The organism is Nostoc sp. (genome assembly GCF_036917415.1).
Lineage (GTDB): Bacteria > Cyanobacteriota > Cyanobacteriia > Cyanobacteriales > Nostocaceae > Nostoc.
Map to the genome: position 1 here is coordinate 19,082 of NZ_JBALDJ010000029.1, position 19,945 is coordinate 39,026.

Consider the following 19,945-nt stretch of genomic DNA (forward strand, 5'->3'; position numbering starts at 1 on the left):
AATCAAGGACTAAAGTTCACACCACAAACTTATTCTGCATCATCGTCAATTACTGCACTGCGGTCAAGTAGTAGTAAGTTACGAAGTTGGTCTGTATCCAGTTCAGTTAACCATTCTTCACCAGCACCTACAACTTGTTCAGCTAGTTGTTTTTTACTTTCAATCATGTCATGAATTTTTTCTTCTAAAGTGCCAGTGCAAACAAATTTATGTACTTGCACATTCCGAGTTTGACCAATCCGAAATACTCTATCTGTAGCTTGATTTTCTACGGCTGGATTCCACCATCTATCAAAGTGGAATACATGATTTGCTCGTGTTAAATTCAGTCCTACTCCACCCGCTTTTAGAGAAAGAATCATAATCGGTGGTCCTTGAGGATCGTGTTGGAAACGGTCGATCATTTCCTCCCGTTGTTTTTTACTGGTGCTGCCATATAAAAAGAATATTTCTCGCCCAAGCTGTTTTTCTAAATAGGGTTTAAGTAATTTACCCCACTCAGCAAATTGTGTGAAAATTAAAGCTCTATCGCCTTCTGCTAAAACTTCTTCTAACATTTCTTCTAGCCGCAGAAGTTTGGCTGAATTATGTTGCTCTAATGTCGCTTGTTTCAAATATTGGGCTGGATGATTGCAGATTTGCTTGAGTTTGATTAGTAAAGCCAAAATCATCCCCCGACGTTGCAACCCTTCAGCAGATTCTATCTCTACTAAAGATTGTTCTACTACTTGTTGATAAAGTGCAGCTTGTTCGCCAGTCAGACCGCAAAATACGGTCATCTCTTGCTTATCTGGTAAATCTTGAATGATGTCGCGATCGCTTTTCAATCGCCGCAGTATAAATGGTTGCACTAATGAACGTAACTGAGTCAAAGAAGCGGTATCACCATACTTTTCTATTGGCATAGCAAACCGCCTCTGGAAAAATTGCTTATTGCCTAAATACCCAGGATTGAGAAAATCCAAAATAGACCATAATTCTTGCAGTCTATTTTCTACTGGTGTCCCGGTCAACGCAATCCGAAATGTAGCTTCTAATTGGCGCACTGCTTTTGACTGCTTCGCCTCTGGATTTTTCACATTCTGGGCTTCATCTAAAACTATTATTTGCCAAGAGATACTTTGCAATGACTTGATATCTCGATGAAGCAGTGAGTAGCTGGTAACGATTAAATCGTGTTTTTTTACAGCTTCTAAAAATGCTTTGCCTTTTGGGCGTTTGTCACCGTGATATTGCAAAATTTTCAGGCTTGGTGCAAATTTATTGACTTCCCTTTCCCAATTGCCTAAAACCGAAGTTGGACAAACTAGCAGTGTTGGATTTTCTAGTACATCTTGTTCTTTTAAATGTAACAAAAAAGCAATAAACTGAATAGTTTTACCGAGTCCCATATCGTCTGCGAGACACGCACCCAAGCCCCAACGTTCTAAGAAGGACAGCCAAGCAGCACCACGTTCTTGATAAGGTCGCAACTGCCCTTTAAAGCCTGTTGGTGTGGGTAAAGGTGCGTAGGCGCAGCCCGTCGTAGACATCGCTTGATTATTTGTTAACGCCCCAATCAACTCTTGCAATGCCCCAGATGCATCAAAGCTGACGACTGGTAACTTTTCAATTGCCTGAGTATCTCCTGTACTCAGACGCAAAGCATCTTCCAGGGAAAGGGCCATTTGGTCTTTGCGAGTGGTAAAAAAAGTTTGGGCTGTCTTGATATCTTGGGGTCGCAATTCTACCCACTCACCATTAATTTCCACTAGCGGACTATTTAAAGCCACAAGTTTATCAAATTCGGCTTTGGAAATAGTTTGTCCGCCAATTGCCAATTGCCATTGGAAATTCAGCAGACTCTGCAACCCCAAGCGTCCCTGTTTTGTCTTTGGAGTTTCAGCAGTAATTTTTAAACCTAAACGATTTGCCCAGCCTTCACGATTCGCTAAACTGGGAGGCAAAATTACTCCCAAACCACTGTCTTCCAACCTCCAAGCTATAGCTTTGATAAACTCATAAGCTTGGATGGGGGTGAGGCGAGAAAATTGGGGATATTCAGTTTCTAAACTGGGTGCGTAGGCGCTTTGTGCCTTGTCGCCAGACATCGTTGGATATAATCGGGAAGCTACCCCCAAACCTCGCAAAAATGTTTCTTGTGGTTGGTCAATTGTCCGATTTTCATAAACTAATTTTTCAACTGGATTGTTCCAAATAGTTGCTGCATCCACTAAAAACTCTGGATTGTCAGCTGCTTGCAAAAAATACGCCAATGTCCAATCTGTTTCGCCAGACTCTGGAGAACGCAGTTGAAAACAGGTACGAAATAGTGTTTTAAGAGTTAACTGGTATTGTAGGGGCATAGTCCAAGCCTTCAATGCCGCTTCCAGTCGTTCCACTTCAATTGCATCTGCATTAACTGTACCAGATGCACTAGTTAAGGCTTGCAACCACTGTTGCACTCCAGATGGTAAAGATGCGTAGGCGCTGCCCGTCGTAGACATCGCCTTAGCTTCAATTGGAGGTTGAGAACCTACCATGTCTCGCACTTGGGCATCTATCGTACTGTTGAGAAATCCCAAAAGTAATTCTTGAGGTTCAACGGGAAAGTCTACATAAAGTAGGGATTGGCAAAACTCTTCCCCAGTCCTCAGTCCCCAGTCCCCAATCCCTAGTCCCCAGTCCCCAGTCCCCAATCCCTCCTGATAAGTACGACAAACCAAGGGCATATTCGCAGAAAATTTTTCTATGCGGGTTCCATCTACAGCACTATCTACGAGTACTTGCCACTTAGCAGCAAATGCACCATCTGATTGTTGGTCAATTGTTGGTAAAAACTTACACCGGGAGATTAAATCTAAACTCCATCGGGCAACCTGCGACCAAAAGCGTAAATCTCCACCTAAAAAAGCATCTTCTCCTTTCGCAGCATTTAGGGGAACAGCAGCGAGAAATTTTACTGCTTCGCTGGGGTTAAGACAAAAACCCTCAACTCGCCACGGTTGTAAATATTGCGGGGAATCTGTATTTTCCCCCAAGCTGGCAGAATGTACAGGAAAAATCGCTACTGTTCCTTCATCACTTCCTTCTGGGATATAAGTTGGTAGGGCAATGATTTGAGAGTGCGTTGGTAAACCGATCTTAGTGGCACTAGCGGCTTTATGCGTTAGCGTAGATCCTCCTTTGGAGGTTCGCCCAGTAGTTGCGATCGCTTTGCTCGCCGCAGGCATCGCAACTTGGGGTTGCTGAATGAAGTTGGTAATTGCCATATTCTGGGAACGCAACCACTCACTCAACTCAACTGATGTCATTGCCAATGGATGTAGTGCTATATCTCCAGATCCACTAGACTCGAAATTCACTCGTGGCGATCGCCAAGTTTCCCCCCAAATAAATAAACAACCATTTTGATTTTTTAGTAACCAATTACAGTGTAAAATCGCCATTTGCTAACTACTCAGATTTTCCCAAAACTCCAGAATTAAAATCGCAATTTTTCTACTTTTTGCATCTTCTCAAGAAGATTTATTGGCTAAGTTTCTCATATAATAAATATTTAAGTAATTATTCCACATAAACATTGTTAATAATGAATTTTCCCCTAATTAAAGTTTTAAAAAACGGGATGTTAGTGGAACTGGATTATATGCATCCTCAAGAACACGAGGTTGTAAGAGGGTTACTCAATCTTGTAATTGTTGAAGGTAAAACCTATCCCCAAAAGCAACCCCTCTCTCCTACAGAATTTTCAGCTTACTGGTTAAGCAAAGATGCCTTTGTTGTCAGGACATCTGTTGTAGATCCTACACACAAGCCAAAAGAAATATTAGGGGCGTTTTATTTAAAGCCAAACTTTCCTGGTCGGTGTAGCCATATTTGCAACGCTGGTTTTATTGTACAACCTGGATTACGCGGTCAGGGTTTAGGACGGTTCATGGGAGAGGCTATGCTTTCGATAGCAGCAAACCTGGGCTACGAAGCAGTGATGTTTAATTTGGTCTTTGAGACTAATATACCTTCAATTACACTTTGGCAGTCGTTAGGATTTGAAATTATTGGACGAATTCCGGGTGCGGCGAAACTAGAGAATGGGCAGGTAGTAAACGCGCTAATCTTATATCACACTTTGCTTTGAACGACTTGTCTATCTTTGTATGTACAAGAAGTCAGCCATAGGGCATAAATGTTAGGATTGCCACAGAAAGAGAATAGCGAAAGAGAAGGGAAAAAAACTGAATGGCAGAAGTTGATAAGTCAATATCCTTCGATGGAAGGGATATTCGACTGAAAGTAGGTCTACTAGCTCCCCAGGCAGGTGGGTCGGTTTTGATAGAATCAGGGGACACATCCGTTTTAGTGACGGCTACGCGATCGCAAGCCAGAGAAGGCATTGATTTTCTTCCCCTGACTGTAGATTATGAAGAAAGGCTATATGCCGCTGGTCGGATTCCTGGAGGGATCATGCGGCGAGAAGGTCGCCCACCAGAAAAAACAATTCTCACCAGCCGTCTTATAGACCGTCCCCTGCGTCCTTTGTTCCCTTCATGGTTGCGGGATGACCTGCAAGTTATTGCCTTAACGCTGTCGATGGACGAGTTAGTGCCACCCGATGTGTTAGCAGTTACAGGTGCTTCCATTGCTACCCTGATTGCTCAAATCCCCTTTAATGGGCCAATGGCAGCAGTGCGGGTTGGTTTAGTAGGAGATGATTTCATTATTAACCCCACTTATGCAGAAATTGAAGCCGGAGACTTGGATCTAGTAGTAGCTGGTTCGCCACATGGCGTAATCATGGTGGAGGCGGGAGCTAATCAGTTGCCAGAGCGAGATATTATCGAGGCAATTGATTTTGGCTACGAAGCTGTGCGGGATTTAATCAAAGCCCAGCAAGATTTAGTAGCAGAACTGGGTCTGGTAATAGTGCAAGAAGCACCACCAGAGGTAGACCCGACACTGGAAAATTATATCCGCGATCGCGCTAGCGGCGAGATTAAGAAAATCCTGTCTCAATTTACTTTCACCAAACCAGAACGCGATGCTGCTTTAGATGTCGTCAAGAATGAAATTGCGACGACAATCTCCGAAATGCCAGAAGCAGACCCAATTCGAGTTGCCGCAACCGCAAATAGTAAAGCACTTGGTAATACTTTTAAAGATATTACTAAATACTTCATGCGGCGGCAAATCGTCGAAGATAACGTTCGCGTTGATGGTCGTAAACTTGATGAAGTACGACCTGTTTCTTGTTTAGTTGATGTCTTACCAAAGCGAGTTCACGGCAGCGGTTTATTTAACCGAGGACTAACTCAAGTATTATCCACTTGTACTCTAGGTACACCTGGGGATGCTCAAAACCTCAACGATGACATGCAGCTAGATCAGCACAAGCGTTACCTGCATCATTACAACTTCCCGCCGTTCTCAGTCGGGGAAACCAAGCCAATGCGGGCCCCAGGAAGGCGCGAAATTGGTCACGGGGCATTAGCAGAGCGATCGCTACTACCTGTGCTACCGTCAAAAGAACAATTTCCCTACGTGATTCGCATCGTCTCGGAAGTACTTTCTTCCAACGGTTCCACCTCAATGGGTTCAGTCTGCGGTTCCACCCTCGCCCTGATGGATGCTGGTGTACCAATTCTCAAACCCGTCAGTGGCGCGGCAATGGGTCTGATTAAAGAAGGGGACGAAGTACGAGTTCTGACCGACATCCAAGGCATTGAAGACTTTTTGGGCGACATGGACTTCAAAGTTGCCGGGACGGATGCCGGGATTACCGCCTTGCAAATGGATATGAAAATCTCCGGTTTGTCCTTGGACGTTATTTCTCAAGCCGTCCACCAAGCTAAATCAGCCCGGTTGCACATTCTGGAGAAAATGCTCGCCTGCATTGACACGCCACGCACTGAAACCTCAGCCTATGCCCCACGTCTGCTAACAGTCAAGATTGATTCAGACATGATTGGTCTGGTGATCGGGCCTGGAGGCAAGACTATTAAGGGGATCACAGAAGAAACTGGTGCAAAAATTGACATCGAAGATGATGGCACCGTGACAATTTCCGCTGTGGATGAAAACAAGGCCAAGAGAGCCAGAAATATCATCCAAGGCATGACCCGCAAGTTGCACGAAGGGGATGTCTACGCAGGACGCATTACTCGGATTATACCGATAGGTGCATTTGTGGAATTTTTGCCTGGAAAAGAAGGCATGATTCACATCTCCCAACTAGCTGACTACCGCGTTGGCAAAGTTGAGGATGAAGTAGCAGTGGGCGATGAAGTGATTATCAAAGTGCGCGAAATTGATAACAAAGGTCGGATTAATCTCACCCGCTTGGGTATTCACCCAGATCAAGCAGCAGCAGCAAGAGAAGCAGCGGCGGTGAATCGGTAACTCGATTTGGGATTTTAGATTAGATTAAATCTAAAATCCGCGATGCCTATCGTGAAGGCATCGCCGTATGCTTCTCTAATCTGACAAATTACGAATTACGTAGCTTGCTTTTCGCCTTCTCTACGAGACGCTACGCGAATGGCGAGTATTACGAATTATTTTAAGGACTTTTCTAGCGTTTTTGGCTCTGGTAGAGGTTGACCGTCTGCCAAAGATGATTCAATTAGCATTTCTAAAACTTCTTGAGCATTTTTGAAAGCTTCTTCGTAAGTATCTCCGTGAGTATGACAAAATCCCCATTCAAGAAGACTCACAACAAAACACTCATCTTCATCAGACCACTGAATAACGATTGTATATTTCATTCTTCTGAAACATAATTACGAATTACTAATTTTTAACCCCCAGTCTTTTACCCGACCCTTAGCAACATCTTTTTTACCCCTCTCGAAGGATTCAATAAATCCAGGAATATCAACTAACTCTTTGGTAGCGTCTTCACTTTCTTTATCTGCTAGATAAGCTAAGAAGTCAGCAACCAGTTCTAGGCGTTCTGAAGATAAGCCATCTAGATATTGGTTGATTTGTTGACGAACTTCTGTGTTGTTCATATTTTTGCAACTCTTTTACTTCTCTAATTCTGCCAACTTCTGTTGAGCAAACTCTCGCACTTCCTTATCTATGTCATTCTCTGCCTTGTCACGCAACAGTGGTAAAGTCTGTGGATGCTGAGGAAATTGCTTGATAATTATCTCCAGTACAATGCGCCGAGGGTTGGTTTTATAGTTATACTTACGCTCAAAGGAGTCATTAAATAAAGTTGCGATCGCGCAATTGTTTCATCAACCGTCTGGCTTTATCTCTAGCATCACTCACTGGTATGCTTTGCAGATATTTAGTGAAGATTGCTTCTAAATCATCTGCATAGATAAAGTTGCCAGCTAAACCTTTTTCACTGGTTTGCATTTGATAAGCAACTTGACGCAACATTGCCTGTTTATCTTTATAATCAATAATGTCCAGACGCTCATCCGGCTTTAAATTGCGTCCCTCGTCCCAATTATGCAGCAGAACCTCTGAAGCATCTTTATACAGTTCACTTCTATCTCTGGGTAATTCTCGCTTGAGATTGAGAATTGCCATCATCGTTAACAGCAGAGGATTTTGTGCTAGTTCGGCAATCGCTTTCGATTCATTAATTACTCTTTGTAGACGCTCTCGTTTGATATTTTTATCTCTTTCTTCGGCTTGGCTAAAAGTTTTATCATGCCAACGTTCAATAAAATCTTGAATCTGTGCTGGTTCTAAATCTTGCAACATGAAGTGGCGAAACTCTGCATCTCGCAATTGTTGCTGCTTATAGCCGATAATCCGAGAAGTGACAATTACTTGCACATCGGGATATTCATTAGTGAAGCGATGAATAGAGGTAATTACTTCTTCCCGCTTCGCCGATTCAAAGATTTCATCCAAACTATCAAACATGACTAAAGCGTTACCAGCCTTTAGTTGCTCATGCAATTTATGCTGATTGAGGTGATAGAAACAATTGGGACTATTATGGTAAAATTGGAGAAAGTTATTACAACTACCCGCATCGCGATCGCGCATATAATGGCGTAATTCAATCAGCAAAGGGATTGGCAGATTAAAATCATTTTCTTCGAGAGTTTTTTCTACCCAGTCCAACGCTAGATATTGCAACAATGTAGACTTACCGGAACCAGGATCGCCTAAAATAACTAGATAATTCTTGCGTTGCTGATCTCGGACAACATCTAATACTGAACGGATTGGCTGCTCAAAATAATTGCGTTTATAGCCTGCAAATTCTTCTTGAAATTTTTCTATTTCAAACTCCGCATCTAATTGGTTACTCTCTTGTAGCCTGCGGAGATGTTCTTTAGGCAGTTCTAAAACCTGATAAACTTGCCGCACATTTTGCGGGATAAATAAACATTTGCCATAAATTTACCGGATGTTCGCGGGATGTAGTTTCTAAGCTATCTAACTTCAGATTGCCGTAGCGTTCACGAATAGTTTCTAAATATTGTGGTAAATTAAAATCCTTGGGAATATCAGCCTTTTCTTTTAAAGTCTTGTCAATACTAGATAAATTTTGAAGTTCTAAGATATAACGTAACTCTTCTGAATCCGAAAGAATATCTTGAACTTGGATAAGATACTGTTCTGTAATTGTTTGCCAGTTAAATTTAGGTGGGAGAGGTGCAAGTTGAAGTCTTTTCCAACTATCTGCTAGGGTTTTAAAATCTAGAGAATCACATTTAATATCAAAAGCCTGACCAAGAATTTCTTTAACCGATTTATCACGGATAAATATCTTGATATCTTCAGCATAATTTTGAATTTCACCTTCAGGAAGTTTGCAACGAACCTTTAACTGCTGCTGCATCGCTTGCAAAAATTCTGTCAGCGCCATAACTACAGCTTTCTGAAGCGGTTCTTGCTTAAAGGGCGCGGTTACAGCATTATTAAAGATATTTTTGAAAAAATCTTTAGCATAGTCCTTAACTAAATCTTTGAAAAATTCTTCGCTGATAATAGTTTTGACAAGAAATCCAACCGCTTTTTGACCTATCCAAAGAGTGAACCACTCAACTATCATACTCACTCCTGCTAAGTGTTTGACTACGAGTATATACACTAGTCAAAGAAATATTTCCAGATTGCTGGGTTTTTAGCTTAAAAGCAACATTAGCTGAAGATTTGTTAAAAATAACTAATAACTGTGCATTGATATTAGGAGTAGTTTTATGGTTTTACAAGTTAACCCCATCCAGAAAGAACCTACTGTTACTTGGGAAGCACTTCCAGCCGACTTCATTTTACCTGACGATCCAGTGGAAAATATTCAACAACCTGCGATCGCTGCTGCGCTTACCGATGCTTTAGGAAGCACAGGACGCATCCAACCTCAAATGCTGATTGGCTCTAATTTTGGACTTGTAGCCACAGTCAACAAAAAAATTGTCGTTAAAGCCCCTGACTGGTTTTACGCCCCTCAAGTGCAGTCTGTAGGAACAAATGTAGTTCGTCGCAGCTATACCCCAAATTTAGAAGGCGCTGCTGTGGCTGTAGTGATGGAATTTCTCTCAGACACAGAAGGTGGAGAACTATCAGTCCGTTCAACTCCACCCTACGGTAAACTCTATTATTACGAAAAGATTCTCCAAGTTCCAACCTACGTAACCTACGACCCCTACGAACCAAGCATAGAACTACGGTGCTTGCAAAATGGACAATATACCTTGCAGCAAGCAGATAGCAATGGACGTTACTGGATTCCTGAGTTAGAGTTATTTCTCGGAATTTGGCAAGGTGAAAGATTATGTCAAACTATGAATTGGCTGCGCTGGTGGGATACAGAAGGAAATTTGCTGTTGTGGAGCAGCGAACAAGCCCAACAAGAACGCCAACGTGCTGAACAAGAACGCCAACGTGCTGAACAGGAAAGCCAACGTGCTGAACAGGAAAGCCAACGTGCTGAACAGGAACGCCAACGTGCTGAACAGGAACGCCAACGTGCTGATATATTAGCAGCTAAGTTACGTGAGTTAGGTGTTGACCCTGATGCGTAGGCGTAGCCCGTCGTAGACATCGCATAACTTAAACAAATGCTGGGAATAATAATTTTGGGACATCAGCACCAAAATTCATTCCATGAAACAGCAAAAAAATCAATTTAGTCATCTTACTGCGATCGAAAGAAGTTATCTCTCATTTCCGGCACAGTTTTTATTAAATCAAAATCTGCTCCAAGGCAAAATACTAGATTTTGGTTGTGGCTTTGGTAATGATGTTAAAATCTTGCGCCAAAAAGGTTGTGATATTACAGGCTATGACCCTTATTATTTTCCAAAATATCCTGATACTAAATTCGATACAATAATTTGCTTTTATGTTTTAAATGTTTTATTTACCGAAGAACAAACTAATGTTCTTATGGAAATATCACACTTATTAAAACCAGGAGGCAAAGCTTATTATGCTGTAAGAAGGGATATCAGAAAAGAAGGTTTTCGAGAACATTATGTTCACAAAAAGCCTACCTATCAGTGTATTGCCAAACTTCCCTTTACTTCAATTTGCTTAGATGAATATCGAGAAGTATATGAGTATATTCACTATAATCATCAGCGAAATTCATCTAACTATTGTATATTCTGTAATCCCCATAAAACTCTCAGACTATTAACTGAGTCAGCAACTGCTTATGCTATTTTTGATGGCTATCCAATAAGTAAAGGACATATTTTGGTGATTCCCAAACGTCATGTTAGCAGTTATTTTGAGCTACCATTTAAAGAGCAATCTGCTTGCTGGTTTATGGTGAACAAAGTACAAGAAATTCTCAAAGCAGAATTTGAAACTGATGGCTTTAATGTAGGAATGAACATCAATAGAGCCGCAGGTCAAAATATTATGCACGCTAGTATTCATATCATCCCTCGTTACAAAGGTGATACTGTCTCTAATAAAAGTGGAATCAGAAACGTTATTCCTAAAAAGCAATAGTTTTTCTGTAATAATTCAGGATTCATAATTTTGCTGTAACTTTACTGCTTTGAAGTAATTATGAAAATTACTGCAACATCATGACTTGCTCAAACTTAAGTTTCGGGTGGAGTGGCTATGTTTCCAGATCCTGGAAAAACCACTGATGAGTTATTGCAAGTAGTAGATCAAGCGCTATATGCTGCTAACTTATACCATTTTACCAAATGAAAGATACAAATATTTTCTCCTCTGCTTCTCTGCTTACCTAAATGTATCAACCTTAAAGTGAAATGGTATTAAGTAAGTGGGCAGAATAAAACCGAGCTGTGTGAAGAAAAGTAAATAAGGCTCAAACCCTTTTTCTCCCTGCTCCCTGCCCCCAGCAAGAACTGCCTTATCCTAACAAGAATTATTTACGCCCACCTACTTACATGGGCGCAATTACATCAAGCGTGTGTAATCTAATTGATGAGATGTAAAAATTCCAACAATCATTTATGAAAAATACATATATCTAACAAAACCTAAAAATTAGGTTTTGTTGAAAATATTGCAAAATATTTCAGTTAAGTCAGATTATCTGGATCTATTCCGAGCGCTCTTAATTGTTTTGCCAACTGTTGAACCCGTTGTTCTGCAACATCAGCGCGTTGTGATTCTTGTTGAGCGCGTAGTGCTTCTTGTTGAGCGCGTTGTGATTCTTGTTGAGCGCGTTGTGATTCTTGTTGAGCGCGTAGCGCTTCTTGTTGAGCGCGTAGCGCTTCTTGTTGAGCGCGTTGTGATTCTTGTTGAGCGCGTAGCGCTTCTTGTTGAGCGCGTTGTGATTCTTGTTGAGCGCGTAGCGTTTCTTGTTTTACTTGTTCTGCGGGCGTGAGATACCGTTGTCCTTGCTCATCATACCAATACATCCATTCCCGCGTTACACCACAATAATTTCCCCTTTCGCAACCAATTCCCAGTCCAATTTCTGGTAGCCAAACGGGGTTTTCCTCTTGCAATTCATACTTACCATTAACTAACTTATGTACTTCCAGATGCGGTTTGCGGCGGCGGCGAGAGGAATAAATCACGTAATAAAGTACACCTAAAGCCTCATATTCATCCAATTTAGTAGTGTATTCCTTACGATAATTTTGGGAAACTACTTCTAGGACGAAAATCGGTACAACATTTTCATCCCACAGCACATAACTAGGACGCAGTTCCTCATCATAAAACCGCTCTACTCCTAAGCTCAAAAACCCATCTGGCACAATTGGCGGTTTATCAGGGTGATAATAAATACCCATATCTATCGCAAACAACCAGTCCATGCGTTCTGACCAAAGCATCAGCAGAATCGCCTTTAACAAGCCTGGTATCAATTCTTGCAGTTCATTATCCACAGGCGTTTCATCAGAGTCTGGTAGTTCCTCGCCTGAGGGCAAGTACCTTGGCAAGTTGTACTCTAACATGGCTGGTTTTCCCAAAACTCAAAGGATATTTGGCTCTATTTGGCTCAACAGAATTATAGCGATTTATCCCCTTGCAATGTCATTAGTAGTCTGCCTCATCGATCGCGAGGCGTGAACAAGTTCGTAGTCAGGACTTTAGTTCTGGTTTTTTAAGCACTAAAATGCTTACTACAAACCCTCAAAATTAGCTTGACAAATTACTAGTTTACTACTGTATATTAAGTACTCCACTGGCACTAATTGGTAGTTTTTAACTACTAAACAATCCTAAATCTGGCGGAATCATGAATAATAAAATTTATTTGATACCTAAATTCTAATTGTCACAATCCGATGATCTTGATGAGCCAATGTTTTGCTTTGACTAAGGGATACCACTTGTGGTATTGACAAATAGACGAGATTCGACAGATATATTAGTTACTAGCTCGTTTGGTGGTTGTGCATAGCATTGCCTCAGCTAAAGTTGCAGCCCAGTCAAGCATACAAGCGTTTATACCCCACCAAGGAAGTTGCTTCAGCCGATAAAATTTTGGTAACTCTTAACTATTAATAAATATATCGGTGCTTAGTGCTATTCATGCTTTATATTTAGCGACAGGGTGGTGCAAACAGCTAACTTATGTTCAAAAACTTAGAAAGCAGTGCCCATCGGGAGCAATTCACGCTTCAATACTATCAGCACGTAGTGTAAGTAAAGGTTAAGTTGATATTCAAACGAATAATTTTTGCTGAATTGCGACAGATAAAGACTAAACTAAAAAGTCTTGTGCAGCAAAACCTGTAGCTTTAAATGAAGTAATCATGTCTAAGGTTCTTGTCTCTGATTCGATTGACCAAGCTGGAATTGACATTCTTTCGCAAGTTGCTACCGTTGATGTCAAACTAGGTCTAAAACCAGCGGAACTGATCGCAATTATTGGTGAGTATGACGCGCTGATGATTCGCTCTGGTACGCGCGTCACTCAAGAAATCATTGAAGCCGGCAGCCAGCTAAAAATCATCGGTCGTGCTGGTGTGGGTGTGGATAATGTGGATGTTCCCGCTGCCACACGCCGGGGAATTGTGGTAGTCAATTCTCCAGAGGGAAATACAATTGCCGCCGCCGAACACGCGCTAGCGATGATTTTGGCTTTGTCCCGCCACATTCCCGATGCTAACGCTTCGGTGAAACGCGGTGCGTGGGATCGCAATAGTTTTGTTGGTGCGGAAGTCTACAAAAAAACTCTCGGCGTTGTCGGTTTGGGTAAAATTGGTTCCCATGTTGCCGCTGTAGCTAGGACAATGGGGATGAAACTCCTAGCTTATGACCCTTTTATTTCTACAGAACGAGCCGAACAGATTGGCTGTCAGTTGGTGGAGCTAGATTTACTCTTCCAGCAAGCAGACTATATCACCCTCCACATCCCGAAAACCCCAGAAACTACTCACTTAATCAATGCCACAACCCTGGCAAAGATGAAACCCACAGCCCGGATTATCAACTGCGCTCGTGGTGGGATCATTGATGAAGTAGCTTTAGCAGCAGCTTTGAAAGCGGGTAAAATCGGTGGTGCAGCCTTGGATGTGTTCGAGTCAGAACCACTGGGTGAATCTGAATTGCGATCGCTAGGTAAAGAAATCATCCTCACCCCTCACCTGGGAGCCTCTACTACAGAAGCTCAAGTGAATGTGGCCATTGATGTTGCCGAACAAATTCGCGATGTCCTTTTAGGACTACCAGCACGTTCAGCCGTCAACATTCCCGGACTCGGCCCCGATGTGTTGGAAGAACTCAAACCCTATATGCAACTAGCAGAAACTCTCGGTAATCTAGTGGGACAACTAGCTGGTGGAAGGGTAGAAGTACTCAATATTCGACTGCAAGGGGAACTCGCAACCAACAAAAGTCAGCCTTTAATCGTCGCTGCCCTCAAAGGACTACTTTACCAAGCTTTGCGGGAACGAGTAAATTACGTAAATGCCAGCATAGAAGCCAAAGAACGCGGAATTCGGGTGATTGAAACCCGCGATGCTTCTATTCGAGATTACGCCGGCACACTGCATCTAGAAGCCACGGGTACTTTAGGTACTCATTCTGTTACAGGTGCTTTGTTGGGTGAGCGGGAAATCCACCTCACTGACGTTGACGGTTTCCCGATTAACGTCCCACCCAGCAAATATATGTTGTTTACCCTGCACCGCGATATGCCGGGGATTATCGGCAAACTTGGTTCCCTACTCGGCAGTTTTAATGTGAATATTGCCAGTATGCAAGTAGGTCGTAAAATCGTCCGTGGTGATGCCGTCATGGCTCTGAGTATAGATGACCCTTTACCAGAGGGCATTTTGAATGAAATTATAAAAGTCCCTGGTATTCGGGACGCATATACAGTAACACTATGAGTGCTGAGTGCTGAGTAACGAGTGCTGAGTGAATAAAAGTTAGGAGTGAGTAGTGAGGAGTTAAAAGTTAAAAAGCAAAACTCCTAACTCTAACTCTAACTTCTAACTCCTAACTCCCTCAAACTCAGCACGGGCTAAACGCCCCGCTACCGCTAACAGCACTCACGACTCAGCACTTAAAAATGGCAAACACTTGGTGGGAACTAAATATTTTATGTGAGCCAGACTTAGAAGACTCGATCTTTTGGCGACTGGAAGATTTTGGCTGTCGTGGTACAGCTAGTGAAAATAAAGGAAATTCATCTTTAGTCAAGGCTTATCTGCCGACAATCCAAACGCAGCTACTAGATTTGGCAGCGCTGTCGTTATGGCTACGTCAAGATGCTCTCTGTGTTGGAATTTCATCTCCTTCCTTGCAATGGCAATTAATTGATGAGGAAGATTGGGCGACTAGCTGGAAACAATATTGGCATCCACAAGAAATAGGCGATCGCTTCCTAATTAACCCCGCTTGGCTACCATTACCAGAAACAACCGAACGGTTAGTCATTCGCCTTGACCCTGGTGTAGCATTTGGAACAGGCAACCATGCCACTACTCAGCTATGTTTGGAATCCCTGGAAATGCGGCTAAGTGGAGTTCCTCAGTCCTTTGTGGGTAATAGTGGCAAACATGAGCATCTGGTAATTGCGGATATTGGCTGTGGTTCTGGTATCCTTTCCATTGGGGCGTTGCTACTGGGTGCAGAAAAAGTCTATGCAGTGGATACTGACCCTTTGGCGGTGCAATCAACGATCAGTAATGGTGCGCTGAATGATATTAGCCCAGAACGTTTACTACCTGCACAGGGAAGTGTAGACGTTTTGACAAAACTAGTTGAAAGCCCAGTTGATGGTATTGTCTGCAATATTTTGGCTCATGTGATTATTGAATTGATTCCAGAAATGAGTGCGATCGCTAAACCTGAAACTTGGGCAATCTTCAGTGGTATTTTACTGGAACAATCTAAAGCTGTTGCTGACGCTTTAGAAGAAAATGGTTGGGTTGTCGCTACCCTGTGGAAACGCAAAGAATGGTGTTGCTTAAATGTACGGCGTTCTTAACCCAGTAGAAAAGTAATCCTAAATCATTCGTAAACAATGATATCCCCGCCTTCATAAAAGTTGTCGGGGATATTTCAGTGACATAATATATAGATTAACCACTATTGACTTTTGAAACTAGCGATGAAAGAACGGCTACAAATCCACAAAAAAGCTGACTCATCCGCTTATTCCTCAGAGCAAAGTCAGTCGCAATTGCATCTGTTAACTACTCACTCTCAACTTGGCTCCAACAAGCCTATAGTACAGGCAAAGGTAGAAAATCAGAAATTTCAACAATATCAGTTTGAGGCAACGAAACTCCAAATACAGGCCAAGCATGGCACGATCGCGCCAGAGGGACAAGAGCGACTCACTGTATTGCAAACAAAAATGAATGAGTCGTTGCAGCAAGCAAAGGAACACTCTTCCCAGTTTGGTCATCACCTGAGCAAAATGGCAATAAAACGTGCTGATGGTGTGTCATCGGCACAAATGCAACCACTAATACAGCCAAAACTCACTATTGGTCAATCAGGAGATCGATATGAGCAACAGGCGGATAGAGTCGCTACTTCTGTAGTTAACCAAATCAATAGAGCTACTTCGGAAAACCAGGACGCACAGCAGACAACTTTACCAGCTAATAAGAACGAACAAGCAAAGTCTGAAGAAATATTAGCAGCAAATAACTCAGCAGATAAAAAACAAAAATTTTTACAAGAATACTCGCTAGCCAAAACACTAGTAAATGGCATAGATGACACATTACCACAAGATAAAATCCTGGAACAACTTTTCAAAAATTTTGTAAATATCCAATTTCAATACACAATGGTGAGCAAGAGTCCAGAAACGCTCTTAAAAGGCTCTCCAGAAGGAGATTGTCAGACATTAGCCCGTGCTTTTAAAAAAGTTGCAGAAGAATATTTTGGGATTGAAAAAATAACAATTGAAAGTATCGCCAAACCTTTTTTGAGTGAAGCTGGAGCTACCCCATACCAAGGGAAAAAGCCTAATTGTGATGACGGGAAACGATGGTTTTTCCAAAACCATTATTGGGCTAGCTGGAATGGAAAAATTTATGATGTTTTATTCCTCAGCAATAAACGAACCGAAGCTGATATGGCAAAACAGGTGCAACCACTCACATCAATGTTGATGCCTGAACAAGAATACTATCAAACAGAAAAAGGAAAAATTGTATATCCAATTGTCAATAAGTATTCCACTGTAGAGGTTGCGATGTTTGAGAAACTGAAAAACTTTGTTAATAATCTTGGTCAGTTTTTCTCCAACAGTATGGGTGCGATCGTCAATAAAATTCGGTCTTTATTTGCCCAAAGTGGAAACAATACCAGTGGTTTTGATTCTCTAATGAGAGAACTTGAACACGACAAAAATAATACTGCGATCGCAAACAACCAAACCCAATAATTCCAACTTGATATTGTCAGGTGGAAATTGCTCAAAAATGTTGGCATCTATTTCAATATGATTCAAAGCAATGTCCAGCCTACTAATTTGCCTTTCACCACTGCCCGGAATTATCTTCTTGTTGCAGCCCAATTAACTGTCGCCGCTTCCAAGCATAGTGAAGAATATTAATTCCTAATTCCTGAGCTGTACGAATGGTCAATCTGGGTAAACTCAAATCTCTATCCAATCCCCAAGCAGTTGCTAAATCACCAATTGCTAAAATAATTCCTCCACCGATTAATAGTTTAATCTGCTGTTGATTAACCATTGGCAAGGCAGCAAATAAGAAAGGTTTTGTCCTTAAAGGATGACTCCGTTGCAATTCTTCTAAAGGTCTTAAAGGACTCTCTAACTGTTGTGCCAAAGCTTGAGTACTCTCAATCAAAGGATTAGCATTTGTTGGCGCATCAACTAGAAGCACACCACCTAAATTTAAGTAATTTCTGAGAGATTCAAATTCGAGACTATTTAAAGATATAGCTTGTCCACCTGTAAGATAAAGGATGTCATAGTCTTGGATATTTTCTGCTAAAGAAACCTGACCTGGTTCATCAGCCCCTCGCAAACTTGGGTATAGGGGTTCTACTGCTTGTAACAAATACGAAAGGCTGAAAAAATTACGCGCACATTCGGGATCGCTATGATTCGCCTGCGCCATACATACAAGTGCTTGGGGACGCATTTGTGCCTGACGGCGATAACGCAAATCAATATTGTTATATCCAGGAAAGAAAGCATCCGCAGGTTGGGTAATGTCAGTATGTTCTGGTTGTAGGAGTATTCGACATATTTCTATTTCTGAACTGGCTGGTGTAGAGTTTATTTGGTCAATTCGATAAGTTTCTTGAACAACATCTCTTTGCTGTCCGCGCCGCAATTCATCAGGATCTACATAGCTAACTACTAAGTAGATCGTGAGCGGTTCAGAACTTACTACTTCTAGATCGATAGGAAAATCATAAGAAGTCGGTACAACAATTAGATTACCTGCTAAATCAATTGCAATACCAGGTTGAATTTGTACCCAACGTCCATCTCGATATTTAGCTTCAACTTGGCTTGGAGCAGTCACATCTCGCACGCCTAAACCGCAGACAATTCCTGGTTGATTTAAACTTTGATATTGAGCATTTTGCCGATTACGGTGGTAATCATGGGCTGTGCGCCAGCGTTCCGCATTGATTAATAACCCGTCTGCGGCTTGCAGGCGTTCAAAAGATTTTATTGGTGGGGGTGGGAAAGGATGGGACATAAGTAATTCAAAATTCAAAATTCAAAATTCAAAATTTAAGAAAAGCTCACGGAAAGTCGTAGAGAGAAGAAGTTGGAGATTTTATTGGTTGGGGGGGGTTTCGATAGATAATTCATAAGTACAAAAAGCAGGTTTTTCTTGTTCTATTATTCTTTGAATAAGTTCTTCGTTGAGAATGCCACTAGAAATATTTGAGCGCAAACGTACTATAAAATGATATGGTTGTCCACCTGCTAAAACTGCATTTCCTAATTGTGCATCTCCGATAATGAAACTTGGGCCAAAAGGTTCTGTAATACTAATGTGTTTATCAGCTTCATTAGGTAAATCTTCGTCTAGTGGTAAACCAGTATAAAGATGCAAGTAAAGACGCAATCCTTTACGAGTTCCTCGCCAGCGATAAAGTTCTACAGCTCGGCGAATTAAACGCCGTTGTTGCTGGAGATCCCAAACAGAATCTACTTGCCAAGCAACCCAATGAGCCATAAAGGGTAGTAATGCTTGCGGTGCTGTCAAAGGATCGAGGTTTGCCCACATGACATTATAACTATCAACTATTGGTTGAAAAGCTTGCTCAAATATTTTCATGAAGCGACCAATAAAATCCACTTCCCGATACAAAATTGGCAAGAATTCCATGTAGGCAGTGTAGGGACGGATATATAAATCGAAATACTCGCTTCTCTCAATTTGTTCGTTGTCCGTGCCTGGGTCTATATGTAGGGTAACTAGGCTGCGAAAATTGAGAGTTAGTTTGTCTTTTTTTCCAGGGGAAATCGCTTCTCGATCTTCAAAAAATGTGTCGGGAATTGAGAAGTAGAGGACAGCATCCATTTGTCCACGAGGAGGTATTTCACTGCCTTCTGTGCCAATTTGACACCACTGGGATGGAAAGTTTCCTTCAACGCTTAAGCTTACGCGCAAAGGACGTTGTTCTAAGTTTTGCACCTGCACAATCATCTCGCTGGGATGTCCGGGATGCAAGAGCAAACTACGTCCAGCTACATCCATGTTTTCTGCATTTGCAAACGCTAAACCTGCCACAGGTAAAGCTTCGGGAATTTGCATTGGCGTTAATTGAATGCTTACAGCTGGACTAGAGCGACTTTGAACCATAGGATTGGGGACTGGGGACTGGGGACTGGGGACTGGGGACTGGGGACTGGGGACTGGAAACTGGGGACTGGGGATTGGGGACTGGGGACTGGGGATTGGGGACTGGGGACTGGGGACTGGGGACTGGGGACTGGGGACTGGAAACTGGGGATTGGGGACTGGGGATTGGGGACTGGGGACTGGGGACTGGGGACTGGAAACTGGGGATTGGGGACTGGGGACTGGGGATTGGGGGAAAATAACTACTGACAAATGACAAATGACGAATGACAAATGACAAATGA

15 protein-coding genes and 1 pseudogene are annotated in these 19,945 nt (G+C 42.1%); 8 read left to right on the forward strand and 8 right to left on the reverse strand.

What is annotated here, in order from left to right; genetic code table 11:
* Nucleotides 1-29: 29 nt before the first annotated feature.
* Nucleotides 30-3,428, reverse strand: coding sequence for a DEAD/DEAH box helicase (locus V7K41_RS05745; protein WP_334846325.1), 3,399 nt, complete (start codon nucleotides 3,426-3,428; stop codon nucleotides 30-32).
* A gap of 143 nt (nucleotides 3,429-3,571) precedes the next feature.
* Between V7K41_RS05745 and V7K41_RS05750 the strand changes: the two genes are divergently transcribed.
* The gene (locus tag V7K41_RS05750; protein ID WP_334846327.1) at nucleotides 3,572-4,117 is read left to right on the forward strand and encodes a GNAT family N-acetyltransferase; all 546 of its coding nucleotides are present in this window, start codon (nucleotides 3,572-3,574) and stop codon (nucleotides 4,115-4,117) included.
* A 101-nt stretch (nucleotides 4,118-4,218) separates the two neighbouring features.
* Entirely contained in the window at nucleotides 4,219-6,375 is a 2,157-nt protein-coding gene (locus tag V7K41_RS05755; RefSeq protein ID WP_334846329.1) for a polyribonucleotide nucleotidyltransferase, read from the forward strand.
* A gap of 155 nt (nucleotides 6,376-6,530) precedes the next feature.
* Here the strand turns inward: V7K41_RS05755 and V7K41_RS05760 are convergent, their stop codons facing one another.
* From V7K41_RS05760 to V7K41_RS05775, 4 genes are all read right to left on the reverse strand, one after another.
* Complete coding sequence (locus V7K41_RS05760) at nucleotides 6,531-6,740, reverse strand: type II toxin-antitoxin system HicB family antitoxin (protein WP_334846330.1); 210 nt, start codon at nucleotides 6,738-6,740, stop codon at nucleotides 6,531-6,533.
* Nucleotides 6,741-6,755: 15 nt separating this feature from the next.
* On the reverse strand, nucleotides 6,756-6,986 hold the full coding sequence (locus tag V7K41_RS05765; RefSeq protein ID WP_334846332.1) for a hypothetical protein: 231 nt from the start codon (nucleotides 6,984-6,986) through the stop codon (nucleotides 6,756-6,758).
* 199 nt (nucleotides 6,987-7,185) lie between these two features.
* Nucleotides 7,186-8,313, reverse strand: coding sequence for an NACHT domain-containing protein (locus V7K41_RS05770; protein ID WP_334846334.1), 1,128 nt, complete (start codon nucleotides 8,311-8,313; stop codon nucleotides 7,186-7,188).
* The gene (locus V7K41_RS05775) at nucleotides 8,279-9,001 is read right to left on the reverse strand and encodes a hypothetical protein (RefSeq protein ID WP_334846336.1); all 723 of its coding nucleotides are present in this window, start codon (nucleotides 8,999-9,001) and stop codon (nucleotides 8,279-8,281) included. The genes V7K41_RS05770 and V7K41_RS05775 overlap by 35 nt, the downstream gene beginning before the upstream one ends.
* A gap of 148 nt (nucleotides 9,002-9,149) precedes the next feature.
* Between V7K41_RS05775 and V7K41_RS05780 the strand changes: the two genes are divergently transcribed.
* Both V7K41_RS05780 and V7K41_RS05785 read left to right on the forward strand, forming a co-directional pair.
* Entirely contained in the window at nucleotides 9,150-9,974 is an 825-nt protein-coding gene (locus V7K41_RS05780; protein ID WP_334846337.1) for a Uma2 family endonuclease, read from the forward strand.
* 82 nt (nucleotides 9,975-10,056) lie between these two features.
* A complete protein-coding gene (locus V7K41_RS05785; RefSeq protein WP_334846339.1) occupies nucleotides 10,057-10,911 on the forward strand; it encodes an HIT family protein in 855 nt (284 codons plus the stop codon).
* Between the two features lie 755 nt (nucleotides 10,912-11,666).
* Here the strand turns inward: V7K41_RS05785 and V7K41_RS05790 are convergent.
* A pseudogene (locus V7K41_RS05790) lies at nucleotides 11,667-12,347 on the reverse strand (Uma2 family endonuclease); the annotation flags it as partial.
* Between the two features lie 804 nt (nucleotides 12,348-13,151).
* Between V7K41_RS05790 and serA the strand changes: the two are divergent.
* From serA to V7K41_RS05805, 3 genes are all read left to right on the forward strand, one after another.
* On the forward strand, nucleotides 13,152-14,732 hold the full coding sequence (gene serA / locus V7K41_RS05795) for a phosphoglycerate dehydrogenase (protein ID WP_334846343.1): 1,581 nt from the start codon (nucleotides 13,152-13,154) through the stop codon (nucleotides 14,730-14,732).
* Nucleotides 14,733-14,914: 182 nt separating this feature from the next.
* Nucleotides 14,915-15,835, forward strand: coding sequence for a 50S ribosomal protein L11 methyltransferase (gene prmA, locus V7K41_RS05800; RefSeq protein ID WP_334846345.1), 921 nt, complete (start codon nucleotides 14,915-14,917; stop codon nucleotides 15,833-15,835).
* 123 nt (nucleotides 15,836-15,958) lie between these two features.
* A complete protein-coding gene (locus tag V7K41_RS05805; protein WP_334846347.1) occupies nucleotides 15,959-17,251 on the forward strand; it encodes a hypothetical protein in 1,293 nt (430 codons plus the stop codon).
* Nucleotides 17,252-17,345: 94 nt separating this feature from the next.
* Here V7K41_RS05805 and V7K41_RS05810 read toward each other — a convergent pair whose 3' ends face one another.
* Both V7K41_RS05810 and V7K41_RS05815 read right to left on the reverse strand, forming a co-directional pair.
* Nucleotides 17,346-18,545: a DUF4159 domain-containing protein gene (locus V7K41_RS05810; protein WP_334846349.1), complete on the reverse strand. Its 1,200-nt coding sequence runs from the start codon at nucleotides 18,543-18,545 to the stop codon at nucleotides 17,346-17,348.
* 81 nt (nucleotides 18,546-18,626) lie between these two features.
* A complete protein-coding gene (locus V7K41_RS05815) occupies nucleotides 18,627-19,661 on the reverse strand; it encodes a phage tail protein (RefSeq protein ID WP_334846351.1) in 1,035 nt (344 codons plus the stop codon).
* Here V7K41_RS05815 and V7K41_RS05820 point away from each other — a divergent pair.
* The gene (locus V7K41_RS05820) at nucleotides 19,653-19,910 is read left to right on the forward strand and encodes a hypothetical protein (protein WP_334846353.1); all 258 of its coding nucleotides are present in this window, start codon (nucleotides 19,653-19,655) and stop codon (nucleotides 19,908-19,910) included. The genes V7K41_RS05815 and V7K41_RS05820 overlap by 9 nt on opposite strands.
* Nucleotides 19,911-19,945: the final 35 nt, after the last annotated feature.